This window comes from Aminobacter sp. BA135 (assembly GCF_050859125.1).
Lineage (GTDB): Bacteria > Pseudomonadota > Alphaproteobacteria > Rhizobiales > Rhizobiaceae > Aminobacter > Aminobacter ciceronei.
The window spans coordinates 259,157-274,861 of record NZ_CP139572.1 but is presented as its reverse complement, the minus strand read 5'-3'; the positions used below and the strand labels follow the sequence as shown (position 1 = coordinate 274,861).

Below are 15,705 nucleotides of genomic sequence, written 5' to 3'. Positions count from 1 at the left end.
CTGAGATGCTGCAGTCATGTCCAGCGGCGTTCTGCCGGCCCCGGCTCGCACCGGGACCGGCAGATTGCCGACGATCCGGATGGGTGCCGACCGATGACACCGATACATGCGGGCCGACCGTTCAGCCTGTTCCGCAACCTGAACGCCAAGATCGCCTCGATCCCGATGATCCTGACCGCGCTGGTCATTTTCGTCGGCGGCACGGCGTGGACAGTGTTCTACTCTTTCACCAACTCCAAGCTTTTGCCGCGCGCGAACTTCGTCGGCTTCGACCAGTACGAGCGCCTGTGGGCGACGCCACGCTGGCTTGTGGCGGTCGAGAACCTCGCCATCTACGGCATCTGCACCCTGGTCTTCTCGCTGCTCATCGGTTTCGTGCTGGCCGCGCTGATGGATCAGAAGATCCGTTTCGAAAACACCTTTCGCACCATCTTCCTCTATCCCTTTGCGCTGTCCTTCATCGTTACCGGGCTGGCGTGGCAGTGGATTCTCAATCCGAACTTCGGCATCCAGCAGGTGGTGCGGAACCTCGGCTGGGAGAGCTTCACCTTCGACCCGCTCTACAATGCCGACATCGTCATCTACGGCATCCTGATTGCCGGGCTGTGGCAAGGCACGGGGCTGATCATGTGTCTGATGCTGGCAGGCCTGCGCGGCATCGACGGCGACATCTGGAAGGCGGCGCGCGTCGATGGCATCCCGACCTGGAAGACCTATATCTTCATCGTCATCCCGATGATGCGGCCGGTGCTTGTGACCACGTTGGTGATCATCGCCAGCGGCATCGTCAAGGTCTACGACCTTGTCGTCGCCCAGACCAGCGGCGGGCCCGGCATCGCTTCCGAAGTGCCGGCCAAATACGTCTACAACTACATGTTCCTGGCGCAGAATCTGGGGCAGGGCTTCGCCGCCTCGACAATGATGCTGCTGTCGGTCGTCATCGTCATCGTGCCCTGGGCCTATCTCGAATTCGGCAGGAGACGCCGCCATGGCTGAGCAGCTTCTGCGCGCCGCCCCCGAACTTGCCGTGGCAAACATCTCGCCGGTCCGCTCACGCGCGCTGTCGGGACCGCGTGGCCCCAGGCCGCGCCGCCGTTTCTCCCGCCGCAACATCTTCATCTACGGCACGCTGGCGCTTGTCGCCGTCTACTACCTGCTGCCGCTCTATGTGATGGTGGTGACGTCGCTGAAGGGCATGCCCGAAATCCGGCTCGGCAACATCTTCGCGCCGCCGGTCGAGATTACCTTCGAGCCATGGATCAAGGCATGGTCTACGGCCTGCACCGGGCTCAACTGCGACGGGCTTTCACGCGGTTTCTGGAACTCGGTGATGATCACCGTGCCGTCGGTGTTCCTGTCGATATCAATCGCCTCGATCAATGGCTACGCGCTGGCCAACTGGCGCTTCAAGGGCGCCGAGGTGTTTTTCACCGTGCTCGTCGTCGGCGCCTTCATTCCCTACCAGGTGATGCTCTATCCGATCGTCATCGTGCTGCGTGAGATCGGCCTCTATGGCTCGCTGTGGGGCCTGGTGCTGGTGCACACCATCTTCGGCATGCCGATCCTGACGCTGTTATTTCGCAACTACTTCGCCTCGCTGCCGGAGGAGCTGTTCAAGGCGGCTCGTGTCGACGGTGCCGGCTTCTGGACGATCTATCTCAGGATCATGCTGCCGATGTCGTTGCCGATCTTCGTGGTGGCAATCATCCTGCAGGTCACCGGCATCTGGAACGACTTCCTGTTCGGCGTCGTCTACACCAAGCCCGACACCTATCCGATGACGGTCCAGCTCAACAACATCGTCAACGCCGTACAGGGCGTGAAGGAGTACAACGTCAACATGGCAGCCACCCTGCTGACCGGACTGGTCCCGCTCGTCATCTACTTCATTTCAGGCAAGCTTTTCGTCCGCGGCATCGCCGCCGGCGCAGTGAAGGGGTGAGGCGATGACAAGTGTCCAGGTCAGGGACGTTTCGCTCAGCTTCGGCGCCTATGACGTGCTCAAGGAGCTAAACCTCGACGTGCCCGAGGGCGAGTTCCTGGTGTTGCTCGGCCCTTCCGGCTGCGGCAAGTCCACGCTGCTCAACTGCATAGCCGGCCTGCTCGACGTGTCCGAAGGGCAGATCTTCATCAAGGGCAAGAACGTCACCTGGGAGGAGCCCAAGGATCGCGGCATCGGCATGGTCTTCCAGTCCTATGCGCTCTATCCGCAGATGACGGTGGAGGGAAACCTGTCCTTCGGCCTGAAGACGGCAGGCATGGCGAAGGACGAGATCGCAAGGCGTATCGCCCGCGCAGCCGAGATCCTGCAGATCGAGCCGCTGCTCCAGCGCAAGCCGGCGGCGCTGTCGGGCGGGCAGCGCCAGCGCGTGGCGATCGGCCGGGCGCTGGTGCGTGATGTCGACGTGTTCCTGTTTGATGAGCCACTGTCCAACCTCGACGCCAAACTGCGCTCGGAGCTGCGCGTCGAAATCAAGCGGCTGCACCAGAAACTCGCCAACACCATGATCTACGTCACCCACGACCAGATCGAGGCGATGACGCTGGCCGACCGCATCGCCGTCATGAAGGGCGGCGTGATCCAGCAACTCGACGCGCCGCAGGTGATCTACAACAAACCGGTCAATCGCTTCGTCGCCGGCTTCCTCGGCTCGCCCGGCATGAACTTTCTCGACGGCGAGGTCGAGGGCGATGCGCCGACATTCGTCGCGACAGGCACAAAGATACCGCTCGGCCGCTACGGTTTTGGCGACGCGGCTAAGCCCGGCAAGGCGGTGTTCGGCGTGCGGCCGGAGCACATTGCCACGGGCGATGCCGCTGCTACCATGCCCTTTCAAGCGGACGCCAGGGTCGAGCTGGTCGAACCGATGGGTTCGGACACGCTGGTCTGGACGAAGCTTGGCGGCCAGAGTTTCGCCTTCCGCGTCGAGGCCGAACGCCATCCGGCGTCGGGCGATCAGCTACGCATCGGCTTCGATCCAGCGCGCGCCTCGCTGTTCGACGGCCAGAGCGGCAGCCGCCTGTGAAATCCCCTCCCAAGCAAACGGACAGAACCATGGACTGGTCATTCCAACTCTACAGCGCCCGCAACTTTCAACCCTGGCAGAATGTGCTCAAGACGCTCGGCGCCCTCGGTTACGCCCAAGTCGAGGGCTTTGGCGCCGTCTACGAAGAGCCCGCAACGCTCCGCGCCGAGCTCGACAAGAACGGTCTGGCCATGCCGAGCGGCCATTTCGGCATCGATCTTCTGGAGCAGGAGTTCGCCAAGGCGGCAGGCATCGCCAGGACGCTCGGCATGAAGCTGATCGCCTGCCCGTGGCTCGAGCCGGTGGACCGGCCGACCGACGCCGAAGGCTGGCGGGCATTCGGCAGGCGTCTTGCCGCCATTGGCGCGAAGGCCAAAGATGCAGGCTTCGACTTTGCTTGGCACAACCATGACTTCGAGTTCGTGCCGGTTGGTGGCGTGGTGCCGCAACGCCTGATCCTGGAAGCCGCACCCGAAATCGGCTGGGAGATGGATGTCGCCTGGGTGATCCGCGGCGGCTCCGACCCGCTGCACTGGATCGAGGAGTTCGGCCCGCGCATACTGGCTGTCCACGTCAAGGACATCGCGCCTCAAGGGTTGGCGACTGATGAGGACGGCTGGTCCGACGTCGGACACGGCACGGTCGACTGGGCTGGGTTGGTGACGGCTTTGCGTAAGAACACACCGGCAAAGTATTTTGTCATGGAACACGACAATCCGGCCGATTTCGAGCGCTTCGCAAGCCGCTCGATCGCAGCCGCCAAGACCTTCTAGGGGGAGCAGCATATGGCAAGGAAACTCGGCGTCGGGGTGATCGGCTGCGGTAACATCTCGAAGACCTACTTCGAGCATGCGCCTGAATTCAAAGGCATCGAGATGCGTGCCTGCGCCGACATCAACATGGATGCGGCCAAGGCACGGGCGAAGGAATTCAAGCTGCGCGCCGAAACGGTCGAAGGGCTTTTGGCATCTGACGACATCGACATCGTCGTCAATCTGACCATTCCGGCGGTGCACTACGAGGTGTCGAGGCAGGCAATCGAGGCCGGAAAGCACGTCTATTCGGAAAAGCCCTTTGTGCTCGCCATCAAGGACGGGCTCGACCTCAAGAAGCGCGCCGACAAGAAGGGCGTGCGCATCGGCTCGGCGCCCGACACCTTCCTCGGCGGCTCACATCAACTGGCGCGGCACTTGATCGACACCGGCAAGCTCGGCAGGATCACCTCGGGCACCTGCCACGTGATGAGCCATGGCATGGAGCACTGGCATCCCAACCCCGACTTCTTCTTCCAGCCCGGCGGTGGGCCGATCCTCGATCTCGGGCCGTATTACATCGCCAATCTGGTCCAGTTGATCGGGCCGGTTGCCCGCGTGGCTGCACTATCGTCGATCCCGGCGAAGGAGCGAACCATCTTGTCGAAACCCCGCGCCGGCGAAAAGATCCCGGTGACGACACCGACGACGATCCTTGCGCTGATGGAGTTCGAGAACGGCGCTGTCTTTACCTTCAATGCCAGCTGGGATGTCTGGAACAGCGGCCATGCGCCGATGGAGCTTTATGGCGAGCAGGGCACCATCCACATGCCGGACCCCAATTTCTTCGGCGGTGATCTCAGCTACACCAGGGGCGAAAAGCCTGTGAAGACGCTGCCGAAATGGGACCACCCCTTCTCGGTTGCCAACGAGAAGCATCCGCACGGCATGATGGCCAATTACCGCACGGCGGGTCTCGCCGACATGGCGTTGGCAATCATGCAGGGCAGGCCGCATCGCTGTTCGCTGGAACTCGCCAACCACGTCATCGACATCATGACCGGTATCCTCAAGTCAGGCGAGACGAAGAAGTTCGTCGAGATGCAGACGACATGCGAGCGTCCCGCACCGCTCGGCCCGGCTGCTGCAAGGGGGCTGCTGGCACCGTCGAAATAGGCTAAGAGAGGGGAACGGCCTATTGGCCGATTCCCCTTTCCATTCGAGGACAGCATCATGACCTGGCAGCCGGCTGCGAACCGTTACGAAAACATGGTCTACAATCGCTGCGGCAAGTCGGGGCTCAAGCTGCCGGCGATCTCGCTCGGCCTGTGGCACAATTTCGGCGAGGACACGCCGCACAAGACCAAGCGCGCCATCTGCCAGAAGGCTTTCGACCTCGGCATCACCCACTTCGACCTTGCCAACAATTATGGCCCGCCGCCCGGCTCGGCCGAGACCGCCTTCGGCGACATCCTGCGCACCGACTTTGCCGGTCTCCGCGACGAGATGATCATTTCGACCAAGGCCGGTTACGACATGTGGCCCGGTCCCTACGGCGAGTGGGGCAGTCGCAAATATGTGCTGGCGAGCCTCGACCAGAGCCTGAAGCGCATGGGCCTCGACTATGTCGACATCTTCTATTCGCACCGCTTCGACCCGGACACTCCGCTCGAGGAGACGATGGGTGCGCTCGACCATGCCGTGCGCTCCGGCAAGGCGCTTTACGCGGGCATCTCGTCCTACAACGCCCAGCGCACCCGCGAGGCTGCCGACATCCTGAAGCGCCTGGGCACGCCCTGCCTGATCCATCAGCCGAGCTATTCGCTGATCAATCGCTGGGTCGAGGATGACGGCCTGCTCGACGCGCTCGACGGGTTGGGCATCGGCTCGATCGTGTTCTCGCCTCTGGCGCAGGGCATGCTGACGGGCAAATATCTCGGCGGCGTGCCGGAAGGCAGCCGCGCATCGCAGGGCAAGTCGCTACGTCCGGCCTTCCTCAACGACAAGAACCTCGCCAACATCCGCGCGCTGAACGGCATTGCCGAACGCCGCGGCCAGACGCTGGCGCAGATGGCGCTGGCCTGGGTGCTGCGTGGCGGCCGGGTGACCTCGGCGCTGATCGGTGCCAGCCGTCCCGAGCAGGTCGAGGATTGTGTCGGCGCGCTGAAGAACGCAACCTTCACCGATGCGGAACTGGCCGAGATCGACACCTATGCCCGCGAGGCCGACATCAACCTGTGGGCCCGCTCGTCCGAGCGCGAAGGGCCGGCGCGGCAGAAGAAATAAGCTGGTGCTCTGAAGGTTCGAAACATGCAGGCGGCGGGCGTTCCCGCCGTTTGCTTTTGGGGCAGATTGTCTTTGCCGGCCGGACGCGCTAGCAAAACCCTTGTCCAGTCGCCATCTTAGGCGGTGGATTGTTCCGTCCGGGCATCGGCCCGGCCGAGGAAGGTGAAAGCGGAAAGATGGCGGCGCGGGTTACGCTGACGAAGAACCAACAGAAGGTTCTGGAGAAACTCGAAGTGGCGACTGGACCGCTCAGCGCCTACACGCTGCTCGACCAGTTGCGCGACGAGGGTTTTCGCGCGCCGCTGCAGGTCTATCGCGCCCTTGAAGCGCTGATGAAGGACGGGTTCGTCCATCGCCTCGAAAGCCTGAATGCCTTCGTCGCCTGCTCCGAGCCGCACGACCACAGCCATCACAACCACCGCATGACGGCCTTTGCCATCTGCGACACCTGTGGCCAGGTGACCGAGATCTCGGATGAGACGATCGGCAAGCAGCTCGATCACTGGGTTGGATCGACCGGCTTTGTCGCCAAGAAGGCAGTCATCGAGTTCCGCGGCACTTGCGCCAAATGTGCTGCGATCGCCGCCTGAACCAGCTTAGCGTGCCGTCGCAAACGCGAACCAGACGGCCACGGCCGCCAGCAGCGCCGACAGGAACTTTCGCGCGACCTTCTCAATCCGTGGATTGTTGAGCAAGGGCTCGAGCGTCCCTGCCAGTGCCACGATCAATGCATGGATGATGGTCGCGACCGCGACATAGATGGCGGTCAGCGTGAGCGTCTGCGACAGCACCGGCTTGTCGGCGATGATGAAGGTCGGCAGCACAGCGACATAGAACACCGCCGCCTTCGGGTTCAGAAGGTTGGTTACCAGCCCGCGGGTGAAATGGCGCCGGTCGGCATCGTTGCCTTCGGATACCACGTCGCCCGGACCGCGCCAGCCTTCATAGGCGAGAAAGAGCAGGAACAATACGCCGGCCCAGCGCAGGCCCTCGTAGAGCAGGTGCGATGACTGGATCAATTCGGTGACGCCAAGTGCCGCGACCACGCCGATGGTGGCGAGACCGAGCGCGATGCCGGCCACCGTGGCGAAGCCGGCGCGGCGGCCTTCGCCAGCCGACACCAGTGCCAGATAGGTCATGTTTGGCCCCGGTGTCAGCTCGATGATGACAGCGGTCAGGGAAAAGGAAAGCAACGTCGGCAGGTCAGATGCCGCCGCGAACTCCATCTCAGTGCGCTTCGTCCCAGCTGTCGGCGGCGTTGGCGTCGACATGCAGCGGCACCGACATCGACGCGGCCGGCATGGCCGCGTTCTCCATCACGTGCCGAACTACAGGGATCGTCGCTGCAACCTCATTCTCGACAGTTTCGAAGATCAGTTCATCATGCACCTGCAGCAGCATGCGCGCCGACAGCTTGGCCGCGATCAGTGCGTCGTCCATGCGGATCATCGCCCGGCGGATGATGTCGGCTGCGGTGCCTTGCAGGCGGGCGTTGATCGAGGCGCGTTCATTGAAGGCGCGTACCGACGGGTTCGACGAGCGGATTTCGGGATAGTGGATGCGGCGGCCGAAGATGGTCTCGACATAGCCGTTGTCACGGCAGAACGCCTTGGTCTCGTCCATATAGGCGCGGATGCCGGGGAAGCGCTCGAAATACTTCTTGATGTAGTCGGAGGCTTCCTCGCGCGGGATCGCCAGCTGATTGGCGAGGCCGAAGGCCGAGATGCCGTAGATGATGCCGAAGTTGATTGCCTTGGCGCGGCGGCGCACTTCCGACGGCATGCCCTCGACCGGCACCGAGAACATTTCGGATGCCGTCATGGCATGGATGTCGACGCCGTCGGCGAAAGCCTGCTTGAGCTGGGCAATGTCGGCGACATGGGCGAGCACGCGCAGCTCGATCTGGCTGTAGTCGGCCGAGATCAGCTTGTTGCCCTTGTCGGCGATGAAGGCGGTGCGGATCTTGCGGCCTTCGGCGGTGCGGATCGGAATGTTCTGCAGGTTGGGATCCGACGACGACAGCCGGCCGGTGGTGGTGGCGGCGAGCGCGTAGGAGGTGTGGACGCGTTTGGTCTCGGGGTTGATGAAACCGGGCAGGGCGTCGGTATAGGTCGATTTCAGCTTGGTCAGCTGGCGCCAGTCAACGATCTTGCGCGGCAGCTCGTGGCCTTCGGCGGCAAGATCCTCGAGCACCTGCGCCGAGGTCGACCACTGGCCGGTCTTGGTCTTGGTGCCGCCGGGCAGGCCCATGCGGCCGAACAGGATGTCGCCGAGCTGCTTGGGCGATCCGATGTTGAAGCGCTCGCCGGCAAGCGTGTTGATCTCGTCTTCAAGCCGCGCGGCACCCTGGGCGAGCTCGCCCGACAGCCGCGACAGGATCTGCCTGTCGACCGAGATGCCGCGCTGCTCCATCTCGGCCAACACCGGTACCAGCGGGCGCTCCAGCCGCTCGTAGACCGAGGTCAGCCCCTTGGCGGCGAGGCGTGGCTTCAGCACGCGCCACAAGCGCAGTGTCACGTCGGCATCCTCGGCGGCATAGGCGGTCGCCTTGTCGATGTCGACCTGGTCGAAGCCGACGAAGTTCTTTCCCGAGCCGGCGATGTCCTTGAAGGCGATCGGCGTGTGGCCGAGCCATTTTTCCGACAGCGGGTCCATGCCGTGGCCGCCATTGGTGCCGCCGTCGAGCACGTAGGACAACAGCATCGTGTCGTCGAACGGACTGATGTCGACGCCGTGGCGGTTCATCACCACCAGGTCGTATTTCAGGTTCTGCGCGATCTTCAGCACCGAACCGTCTTCGAGTAGCGGCTTGAGAGTGGCTAGGGCGTCGCGCACCGGAATCTGGTTCTCGACCAGGCCACCGCCGAGCAGGTCGCCGCGTCCGCTCTTATGGGCGAGCGGCACATAGGCGGCGCGTCCCGGTGCGGTGGCGAAAGAAATGCCGACGAGCTCGGCCTGCATCGGATCGAGCGAGCTGGTCTCGGTGTCGAATGCCATGACGCCGGCCTCGGTCGCTTCAGCCACCCAGGCCTTCAGTGTCGCGAGGTCACGGATGGTGACATAGGCGGCGTGGTCGAATTTTTCCGAGACTGCGGCTGCAGCGATCTTGTTGGCGAGGTCGGTAGGCGTGTCGAGCGCGGTGCCGCTGTCGGCAGGGGCGGACGGGGGCACTGCGGCAGAGGTGCTGCCGCCGTTCGCACGCGCGGCGGGACCTGCGGCGGGTGCCGCTGCAGGTGTTGCGCCCGCCCCGACGTCCGGTCCATGCGCGTCGGCGCCCCATTGCACTGATACCGGCACGGCCTCGATCTCGCCCGCCTCGGTGCCCGTGGCCTCGGCGACGCGGCGCGTCAGCGAGGTGAATTCCATCGTCTTGAGGAAGCCGATCAGCTTCGGCCCGTTGGGCGGCTGCAGCACGAAATCTTCGAGCCCGTCGGTCACCGGCACATCGATCTTGAGCCGCACCAGCTCGCGCGAAATGCGCGCCTTTTCGGTGTTGTCGATGATCGACTGGCGGCGCTTGTCCTGCTTGATCTCGGAGGCGCGGGCGAGAAGCGTGTCGAGGTCGCCGAACTGTTCGAGCAATTGTGCTGCCGTCTTTGGGCCGATGCCGGGAACGCCCGGCACGTTGTCGACCGAGTCGCCGGTCAGCGCCTGCAGGTCGATCATCTTCTCCGGTGGCACGCCCCACTTCTCGATGACCTCGGGAATGTTGATCTGCCGATCCTTCATCGGGTCGTACATCGACACGCTGGGACCGACGAGCTGCATCAGGTCCTTGTCGGACGAGACGATGGTGGTGTCGCCGCCTGCCTCGCAGGCGAGCCTGGCGTAGGTTGCGATCAGGTCGTCGGCCTCGAAGCCCTCCATCTCGATGCAGGGCAGGTCGAAAGCTTTTGTCGCCTGGCGGATCAGGCCGAATTGCGGGATCAGGTCTTCTGGCGGCGCCGAGCGGTTGGCCTTGTATTCAGGATAGAGCTCGTTGCGGAAGGTCTTGGACGAATAGTCGAAGATGACGGCGAAATGGGTCGGCACGACGCCGGCTTCGGTGTTGCGCGCGTCGAGCATCAGCTTCCACAACATGTTGCAGAAACCGGACACCGCGCCGACCGGCAGGCCGTCTGACTTGCGGGTCAGCGGCGGCAGCGCGTGATAGGCGCGGAAGATGTAGCCGGAGCCGTCGACTAGGAAGAGATGATCGCCTTTTTTCATGGCGATACGGGTAGCTTGGCACAGCGCGGCTGTCCATGGTCAAGCGGGCTTTGCCGCCGTCTACTGACAAGTCGTTGATGCGTGCCCGACAGCACGCATCTCTGCGTCGCAGTCTAGCAGTTCAGAGCGGCGCAAAGCGCTTCGAAATGGTCTCGGCATCCTCGCGATAGTCGGTAAAGCCAATGCCTCCGTAATAAGCCTGGCCGCCGGTGTTTTCCTTGCGGATGGTTGCGTCGATGAAGCTGACACCCGCTTTTTTCGCAGCTTCCACCGTGTTGGCAAACAACGCCCTTCCGGCGCCCCGCTTGTGCGCGTGCGGATCGACGAAGGTTGCGATGACACCCCAGTCGGGGGGCAGCCGATCGCCCGGCCAGTCGGGGTCGGACCAGTCGAGCGACTGGAACCCCAGCACCTGCTCGCCCTCCAGCGCCACGAAGCAGCTGATTCCGAGTTTCGGCGAGATGAAGTAGTCGATGATGCGCTGGTCATCGAACTTCTCGCGATGCGCCGTGGTTCCGCCGATGTCGATGATTTCGTTCAGGATTCGGGCCATGGCGCTGGCGTCTTGAGGCAGGGCGGCTCGGACATGCACGGGCATGGACTGTTCATTCCGGAGTTGGATTGGCTAATTTGCCTAAGACTAGGCGGGCAGCATCCTTGTGCAAAGGGGCGGGGCCTCGACAACTGATATTCGCCGCCAGCCCAGACCGTGTCCATGTCAGGAGGCTGGCATCGCCATGTCGTCGGACTGGCCATGGGCGGCCTGGCGCTGCTTGATCTTGTGCCCGATCGCGACGATGGCCGCGATCGCCGGCTGGAACTCGGTGCCGAGGTCGGTCAGCCCGTATTCCACCGAGGGCGGCGACGTCGGCATCACGCGGCGCCACAAAACGCCTTTGGCCTCGAGATCGCGCAGCCGTCCGGTCAGCACCTTTGCCGAAATAGCTGGGATATCGTGGCGCAGCTCGCCGAAGCGGCGCGGGCCGGCGCAGAGGTACCAGATGATGTTGGGTGTCCAGGCGCCGCCGAGCAGCGACATGCATTCGCTGAGCGGACAGGCCTCGGGCGGCTCGGGAGCGCGGTTTCTGCGAAGTTTCAGCGCCATGGCTCGAGCACCTCAGGAATCGTCGGGTTACTGCGGCGAAACTGCCGTTACCGCCTGGATACCCGAGAATGGAGATCACCTCAAGTTACCTGGTATCCAGAGATAACTATTATCTGTTAGCCCTTCGCCTGCCAACATGACCTTAACGTTTCAGGCGCAAGGAGACCTCACTTGAAGCTCTATTACACACCCGGCTTCTGCTCGCTTTCACCGCACATCGTGCTGCACGAATTGGGCGGGCAGTTCGACGTAGAGCGTGTCGACGTCGAGACCAAGACGACCGAAACTGGGGCGGATTTCCGTGCCATCAATCCCAAGGGCTATGTGCCGGCGCTTCGGCTCGGCGATGGCGAGGTGCTGACCGAGGGCGCAGCGATTGTCCAATATCTCGCCGACAGCAACGGCGCGCGGCGCCTGGCGCCGGAACCGGGCACGCTTGCCCGTGCGCGGCTGCAGGAACAGCTGAACTTCATAGCATCCGAACTGCACAAGGCATTCGGGCCGCTGTTTCACGGAGCCACCGGCGAAGCCAAAGACGCGGCGGAAGCGAATGTCGGCAATCGCCTCGACCATATGGAAAGGCAGTTCGCCGATGGCCGTGCCTACCTGCTCGGCGACCATTTCTCGGTTGCCGATGCCTATCTGTTTGTCGTCGCCAGATGGACCGGCCCAACAGGGATCGGCCTTGCACGCTGGCCACGCCTGTCGGCCTTCGTCGAGCGCGTGCATCAGCGCCCGTCCGTTGTTGCCGCGATGGCCGCCGAGGGCCTGGCATGACCGCCGCCGGCCACGCCACGGCCTATGCCGAAGTCGCCGATGCGCTCACGGACTATTTCGACGGGCTCTATTTCAGCGACACCAAGCGGCTGTCGAGGATCTTCCATCCACAGGCGGTCTACGCCTGCGCGACGGAAGGCGAGCTGCTGCGGCTGACCATGGCGGAGTACTTCCCCATCGTCGACAAGCGGCCCTCGCCGGCGACCCGGTCGCAGACGCGCAGCGATCGCATCGTTTCGATCGAATTCGCCGGTCCGGTGACGGCCTTCGCCAAGCTCAACTGCGCCATCGGCCCGAAACATTTCACCGACTTCCTGACGTTGGTGAAGCTCGATGGCCGTTGGCAGATCATATCAAAGGTTTTTCACTTCGACCTGCAGTCGAAGTGAGCCGCCGGGAACGGGAGCAGAAGAATGCCCTACGTCAATATCAAGATTACCCGTGAAGGCGTGACGCCGGAGCAGAAAGCCGCCCTGATCAAGGGCACAACCGATCTTCTCGTCGACGTTCTCGACAAGGATCCGACGACGACGTTCGTGGTAATAAATGAAGTCGATTTGGAGGATTGGGGCGTCGGCGGAATGCCTGTCGAACAGTACCGTCGCGCGCGCGGCAAGGGCTGAGCAGGGCTGCGGTCCGATCACGCGCATGTTACAAAAGTGTAATCTTCGTGCCCTTGAATCGCCACGTTCAAAGGAACAAATGTAGGGCATCGGCAGTTTTTGCCGAAGTCCGGTCTCAGGCCCGTCCCCCGCCTATCCGGACCCTGCGGCAGCCTCATCCCCCTCTCCGGGCTGCCGCACCGTTTAAGAATGTGCCGCCGTGGCTCCCCCCTCCACCACGGCGGCACTTTTTTGTCCGCTTGCCAGAGAGCTTTCGCAGCGTTGACCGCTGGCCCAATCCTGCCGCCTTTTCGTTTTCACATCGGCCCACTAGGTTGCGCGCCAGAAGAATCGAAAGGCACCCCAATGTCCGTTGTCGCACCCGTTCTCGATCGCCTCGACAAGAATCTCGACCAGAGCCTGGAGCGCCTGTTCGAGCTGCTCCGCCTCAAGTCGATCTCCACCGACCCGGCCTTCGCAGGCGACTGCCGCAAGGCCGCCGAATGGCTGGTCGCCGACCTCAAGACCATCGGCTTCGACGCCAGCGTGCGCGACACGCCAGGTCATCCGATGGTGGTCGCCCATCACGACGGCCCCGCCGGCTCGCCGCATGTACTGTTCTACGGCCACTACGACGTGCAGCCGGTCGACCCGCTTAACCTCTGGGAAGACGATCCTTTCGATCCCAAGATCAAGGAGATCGCAGGCGGCATCAAGGTCATCACCGGCCGCGGTTCGTCCGACGACAAGGGACAGCTGATGTTGTTCGTCGAGGCCTGCCGCGCCTGGAAAGAGGTGCATGGCGGTCTCCCATGCAGGATCACGCTTCTGTTCGAGGGCGAGGAGGAGTCAGGCTCACCCTCGCTCAAGCCGTTCCTCGAGGCCAATGCCGAGGAACTGAAGGCCGACTTCGCCATGGTCTGCGACACCGGCATGTGGGATCGCCAGACGCCCGCCATCTGCGTCGGCCTGCGCGGCCTCGTCGGCGAGGAGGTGATCGTCAAGGCCGCCGACCGCGACCTGCATTCGGGTGAATATGGCGGTGCCGCCGCCAATCCGGTGCGCATCCTGTCCAAGGTGCTGGCAGCCATCCATGACGACAATGGCAGCGTCACCATTCCCGGCTTTTATGACGGCGTCGAGGAGACGCCCTCGCAGGTGCTGAAGTCGTGGGAAACGCTCGGCGAGACGGCGGAAAACTTCCTCGGCGAGATCGGTCTGTCGATCCCTTCGGGCGAGAAGGGCCGGTCGATCCTCGAGCTGGTCTGGGCCCGTCCGACCGCCGAGTTCAACGGCATATCAGGCGGCTACACCGGCAAGGGCTTCAAGACCGTCATCGCCGCCGAAGCGTCGGCCAAGGTGTCGTTCCGCCTCGTGCACAAGCAGAACCCCGACAAGATCCGTGCCGCCTTCCGCGACTTCGTGAAGGCGCGCATTCCGGCCGATTGCAGCGTCGAGTTCCACGAGCATGGCGCCGGGCCGGCAATCCAGCTGTCCTACGACTCGCCGTTCCTGGCAAAGGCCAAGGATGCGCTGTCGGACGAGTGGCCCAAGCCGGCGGTGATGCTCGCCATGGGTGGCTCGATCCCGATCGTCGGCGATTTCCAGAGCTTCCTCGGCATGGAGTCTTTGCTTGTTGGTTTCGCTTTGCCTGACGACCGCATCCACTCGCCGAACGAGAAATACGATCTGGCCTCGTTCCACAAGGGCCAGCGCTCCTGGGCGCGTATTCTTGAGGCGCTGACGCGCAAGTGAGCCAGAAACCGAGGTTTCTATTGATTTTTCCTCCGATCGCGGCAACTGAGTTGCCAAGCCGCGATCGGAGACACGCATGACCATCCGCTTTCACAAGCACGACCTTCCCGACCTCCAGCACTACGACGTCGATGCCGTTGCCATCGACACCGAGACGCTGGGCCTGAACCCGCATCGCGACCGCCTTTGCGTCGTCCAGATTTCGCCGGGCGACGGCACCGCCGACGTCATCCAGATCGCGCCAGGCCAGAAGAAGGCGCCGAACCTCACAGCGCTGCTCAAGAACCGCAAGGTGACCAAGCTGTTCCATTTCGGCCGCTTCGACATCGCCGTGCTCTACAATGCCTTCGGCGTGATGGCCGAGCCGGTGTTCTGCACCAAGATTGCCTCACGCCTGGTCCGCACCTACACTGACCGCCACGGTCTCAAGGACATCTGCAACGAGCTTTTGGGCGTGTCGCTGTCGAAGCAGCAGCAGTCGTCGGACTGGGCCGCCGAGACGCTGTCGCCGGAGCAGCTCGAATACGCCGCATCCGACGTGCTCTACCTGCATCGCTTGCGCGATGTGTTGGCCAGCCGGCTGGAGCGCGATGGCCGCACCAGGGAGGCCGAGGCCTGCTTCCGCTTCCTGCCCACCCGCGCCAAACTCGATCTGATGGGCTGGGACGAAGAAGACATCTTCGCCCACAGCTGAGTTTCTAAGGTCCTGATATGGTGAATGATCCAGCCTGGTGGTCGTTTCAGGCGGCCGGGCTGGCGAGTTGCCTGTGATGCTCTTCGAGGGAACAACAGCCCGCCTGAGCCGTTTGGGGTGCGTACCAGATGAAAGGACGCATCCGAATGGCTTCCACCCGTGAAGAAATCCAGGCCGACCTCGAAGAACAGGTGTCTCAGCTGACCAAGCAGGTCGCGTCGCTGACAAAGGCGATGTCCAAGCGCGGTTCCGCAGCCCTTGCCGACAGCCGTGAAAGCGCTTCCGAGCTTTACGAAGGTTTGTACGACCGCTTCACCGATGCCTTGCCGGCGATGCGCAAGCAGGCGCGCGTGGCGCAGAAAACCGCTCAGGACAATCCGATGACGACGGCGCTCGTCGGTGTCGCCGTATTCGGCCTTGTCGCTGCCCTGCTCAGCCGTCGCTGACTTTTGCCGCCGCGTGGCTTTACCGGGCCGCGCGGTCGTCTATCGTTGGCCAG

Annotated in this window: 17 protein-coding genes; 13 read left to right on the top strand and 4 right to left on the bottom strand. The window is 63.2% G+C overall.

Annotation, left to right across the window (positions count from 1 at the left end; all coding sequences use genetic code 11):
* Positions 1-93 precede the first annotated feature (93 nt).
* The 7 genes from SLT36_RS01405 to SLT36_RS01375 all read left to right on the top strand — a co-directional run bounded on the left by SLT36_RS01405 (position 94) and on the right by SLT36_RS01375 (position 6,654).
* The gene (locus SLT36_RS01405) at positions 94-996 is read left to right on the top strand and encodes a carbohydrate ABC transporter permease (RefSeq protein WP_432285469.1); all 903 of its coding nucleotides are present in this window, start codon (positions 94-96) and stop codon (positions 994-996) included.
* Positions 989-1,942, top strand: a complete 954-nt coding sequence (locus tag SLT36_RS01400) for a carbohydrate ABC transporter permease (protein ID WP_432285468.1) — start codon at positions 989-991, stop codon at positions 1,940-1,942. Before SLT36_RS01405 ends, SLT36_RS01400 begins: the two co-directional genes overlap by 8 nt.
* Positions 1,943-1,946: 4 nt before the next feature.
* A complete protein-coding gene (locus SLT36_RS01395) occupies positions 1,947-3,026 on the top strand; it encodes an ABC transporter ATP-binding protein (RefSeq protein WP_432285466.1) in 1,080 nt (359 codons plus the stop codon).
* A gap of 29 nt (positions 3,027-3,055) precedes the next feature.
* Positions 3,056-3,799: a sugar phosphate isomerase/epimerase family protein gene (locus SLT36_RS01390; RefSeq protein ID WP_432285465.1), complete on the top strand. Its 744-nt coding sequence runs from the start codon at positions 3,056-3,058 to the stop codon at positions 3,797-3,799.
* A 12-nt stretch (positions 3,800-3,811) separates the two neighbouring features.
* The gene (locus SLT36_RS01385; RefSeq protein ID WP_432285464.1) at positions 3,812-4,954 is read left to right on the top strand and encodes a Gfo/Idh/MocA family protein; all 1,143 of its coding nucleotides are present in this window, start codon (positions 3,812-3,814) and stop codon (positions 4,952-4,954) included.
* 57 nt (positions 4,955-5,011) lie between these two features.
* Complete coding sequence (gene mgrA / locus SLT36_RS01380; protein WP_432285463.1) at positions 5,012-6,064, top strand: L-glyceraldehyde 3-phosphate reductase; 1,053 nt, start codon at positions 5,012-5,014, stop codon at positions 6,062-6,064.
* 176 nt (positions 6,065-6,240) lie between these two features.
* Positions 6,241-6,654, top strand: a complete 414-nt coding sequence (locus SLT36_RS01375; protein WP_115733516.1) for a Fur family transcriptional regulator — start codon at positions 6,241-6,243, stop codon at positions 6,652-6,654.
* A 6-nt stretch (positions 6,655-6,660) separates the two neighbouring features.
* Here SLT36_RS01375 and SLT36_RS01370 read toward each other — a convergent pair whose 3' ends face one another.
* The 4 genes from SLT36_RS01370 to SLT36_RS01355 form a co-directional block, all read right to left on the bottom strand.
* Positions 6,661-7,290 (bottom strand): LysE family translocator, encoded by a 630-nt coding sequence (locus SLT36_RS01370; RefSeq protein ID WP_432288209.1) that lies wholly within the window; start codon positions 7,288-7,290, stop codon positions 6,661-6,663.
* A 1-nt stretch (position 7,291) separates the two neighbouring features.
* Positions 7,292-10,273: a DNA polymerase I gene (gene polA, locus SLT36_RS01365; RefSeq protein WP_432285462.1), complete on the bottom strand. Its 2,982-nt coding sequence runs from the start codon at positions 10,271-10,273 to the stop codon at positions 7,292-7,294.
* Positions 10,274-10,394: 121 nt separating this feature from the next.
* Positions 10,395-10,826, bottom strand: a complete 432-nt coding sequence (locus SLT36_RS01360; protein WP_432285460.1) for a GNAT family N-acetyltransferase — start codon at positions 10,824-10,826, stop codon at positions 10,395-10,397.
* 165 nt (positions 10,827-10,991) lie between these two features.
* Positions 10,992-11,378: a winged helix-turn-helix transcriptional regulator gene (locus tag SLT36_RS01355; RefSeq protein WP_432285458.1), complete on the bottom strand. Its 387-nt coding sequence runs from the start codon at positions 11,376-11,378 to the stop codon at positions 10,992-10,994.
* A 171-nt stretch (positions 11,379-11,549) separates the two neighbouring features.
* Between SLT36_RS01355 and gstA the strand changes: the two genes are divergently transcribed.
* The 6 genes from gstA to SLT36_RS01325 all read left to right on the top strand — a co-directional run bounded on the left by gstA (position 11,550) and on the right by SLT36_RS01325 (position 15,652).
* Positions 11,550-12,155: a glutathione transferase GstA gene (gstA, locus tag SLT36_RS01350; RefSeq protein ID WP_154384550.1), complete on the top strand. Its 606-nt coding sequence runs from the start codon at positions 11,550-11,552 to the stop codon at positions 12,153-12,155.
* The gene (locus tag SLT36_RS01345) at positions 12,152-12,544 is read left to right on the top strand and encodes a nuclear transport factor 2 family protein (protein WP_432285456.1); all 393 of its coding nucleotides are present in this window, start codon (positions 12,152-12,154) and stop codon (positions 12,542-12,544) included. Before gstA ends, SLT36_RS01345 begins: the two co-directional genes overlap by 4 nt.
* 24 nt (positions 12,545-12,568) lie before the next feature.
* Complete coding sequence (locus SLT36_RS01340) at positions 12,569-12,778, top strand: tautomerase family protein (protein ID WP_154384551.1); 210 nt, start codon at positions 12,569-12,571, stop codon at positions 12,776-12,778.
* 345 nt (positions 12,779-13,123) lie between these two features.
* Positions 13,124-14,512, top strand: coding sequence for a M20/M25/M40 family metallo-hydrolase (locus SLT36_RS01335; RefSeq protein ID WP_263005354.1), 1,389 nt, complete (start codon positions 13,124-13,126; stop codon positions 14,510-14,512).
* A gap of 76 nt (positions 14,513-14,588) precedes the next feature.
* Entirely contained in the window at positions 14,589-15,206 is a 618-nt protein-coding gene (locus SLT36_RS01330) for a ribonuclease D (protein ID WP_432285455.1), read from the top strand.
* Between the two features lie 146 nt (positions 15,207-15,352).
* Positions 15,353-15,652 (top strand): hypothetical protein, encoded by a 300-nt coding sequence (locus tag SLT36_RS01325; RefSeq protein WP_067954928.1) that lies wholly within the window; start codon positions 15,353-15,355, stop codon positions 15,650-15,652.
* The last annotated feature ends 53 nt before the right edge of the window (positions 15,653-15,705 follow it).

What these genes read in the sequence shown, in the direction of transcription:
- SLT36_RS01335 (WP_263005354.1), top strand. Translation starts at nt 13,124, where the DNA reads ATGTCCGTTGTCGCACCCGTTCTCGATCGCCTCGACAAGAATCTCGAC.
- mgrA (WP_432285463.1), top strand. Translation starts at nt 5,012, where the DNA reads ATGACCTGGCAGCCGGCTGCGAACCGTTACGAAAACATGGTCTACAAT.
- SLT36_RS01400 (WP_432285468.1), top strand. Translation starts at nt 989, where the DNA reads ATGGCTGAGCAGCTTCTGCGCGCCGCCCCCGAACTTGCCGTGGCAAAC.
- SLT36_RS01375 (WP_115733516.1), top strand. Translation starts at nt 6,241, where the DNA reads ATGGCGGCGCGGGTTACGCTGACGAAGAACCAACAGAAGGTTCTGGAG.
- SLT36_RS01345 (WP_432285456.1), top strand. Translation starts at nt 12,152, where the DNA reads ATGACCGCCGCCGGCCACGCCACGGCCTATGCCGAAGTCGCCGATGCG.
- SLT36_RS01340 (WP_154384551.1), top strand. Translation starts at nt 12,569, where the DNA reads ATGCCCTACGTCAATATCAAGATTACCCGTGAAGGCGTGACGCCGGAG.
- SLT36_RS01385 (WP_432285464.1), top strand. Translation starts at nt 3,812, where the DNA reads ATGGCAAGGAAACTCGGCGTCGGGGTGATCGGCTGCGGTAACATCTCG.
- SLT36_RS01395 (WP_432285466.1), top strand. Translation starts at nt 1,947, where the DNA reads ATGACAAGTGTCCAGGTCAGGGACGTTTCGCTCAGCTTCGGCGCCTAT.
- polA (WP_432285462.1), bottom strand. Translation starts at nt 10,273, where the DNA reads ATGAAAAAAGGCGATCATCTCTTCCTAGTCGACGGCTCCGGCTACATC.
- SLT36_RS01325 (WP_067954928.1), top strand. Translation starts at nt 15,353, where the DNA reads ATGGCTTCCACCCGTGAAGAAATCCAGGCCGACCTCGAAGAACAGGTG.
- SLT36_RS01405 (WP_432285469.1), top strand. Translation starts at nt 94, where the DNA reads ATGACACCGATACATGCGGGCCGACCGTTCAGCCTGTTCCGCAACCTG.
- SLT36_RS01355 (WP_432285458.1), bottom strand. Translation starts at nt 11,378, where the DNA reads ATGGCGCTGAAACTTCGCAGAAACCGCGCTCCCGAGCCGCCCGAGGCC.
- SLT36_RS01390 (WP_432285465.1), top strand. Translation starts at nt 3,056, where the DNA reads ATGGACTGGTCATTCCAACTCTACAGCGCCCGCAACTTTCAACCCTGG.
- SLT36_RS01370 (WP_432288209.1), bottom strand. Translation starts at nt 7,290, where the DNA reads ATGGAGTTCGCGGCGGCATCTGACCTGCCGACGTTGCTTTCCTTTTCC.
- SLT36_RS01360 (WP_432285460.1), bottom strand. Translation starts at nt 10,826, where the DNA reads ATGGCCCGAATCCTGAACGAAATCATCGACATCGGCGGAACCACGGCG.
- SLT36_RS01330 (WP_432285455.1), top strand. Translation starts at nt 14,589, where the DNA reads ATGACCATCCGCTTTCACAAGCACGACCTTCCCGACCTCCAGCACTAC.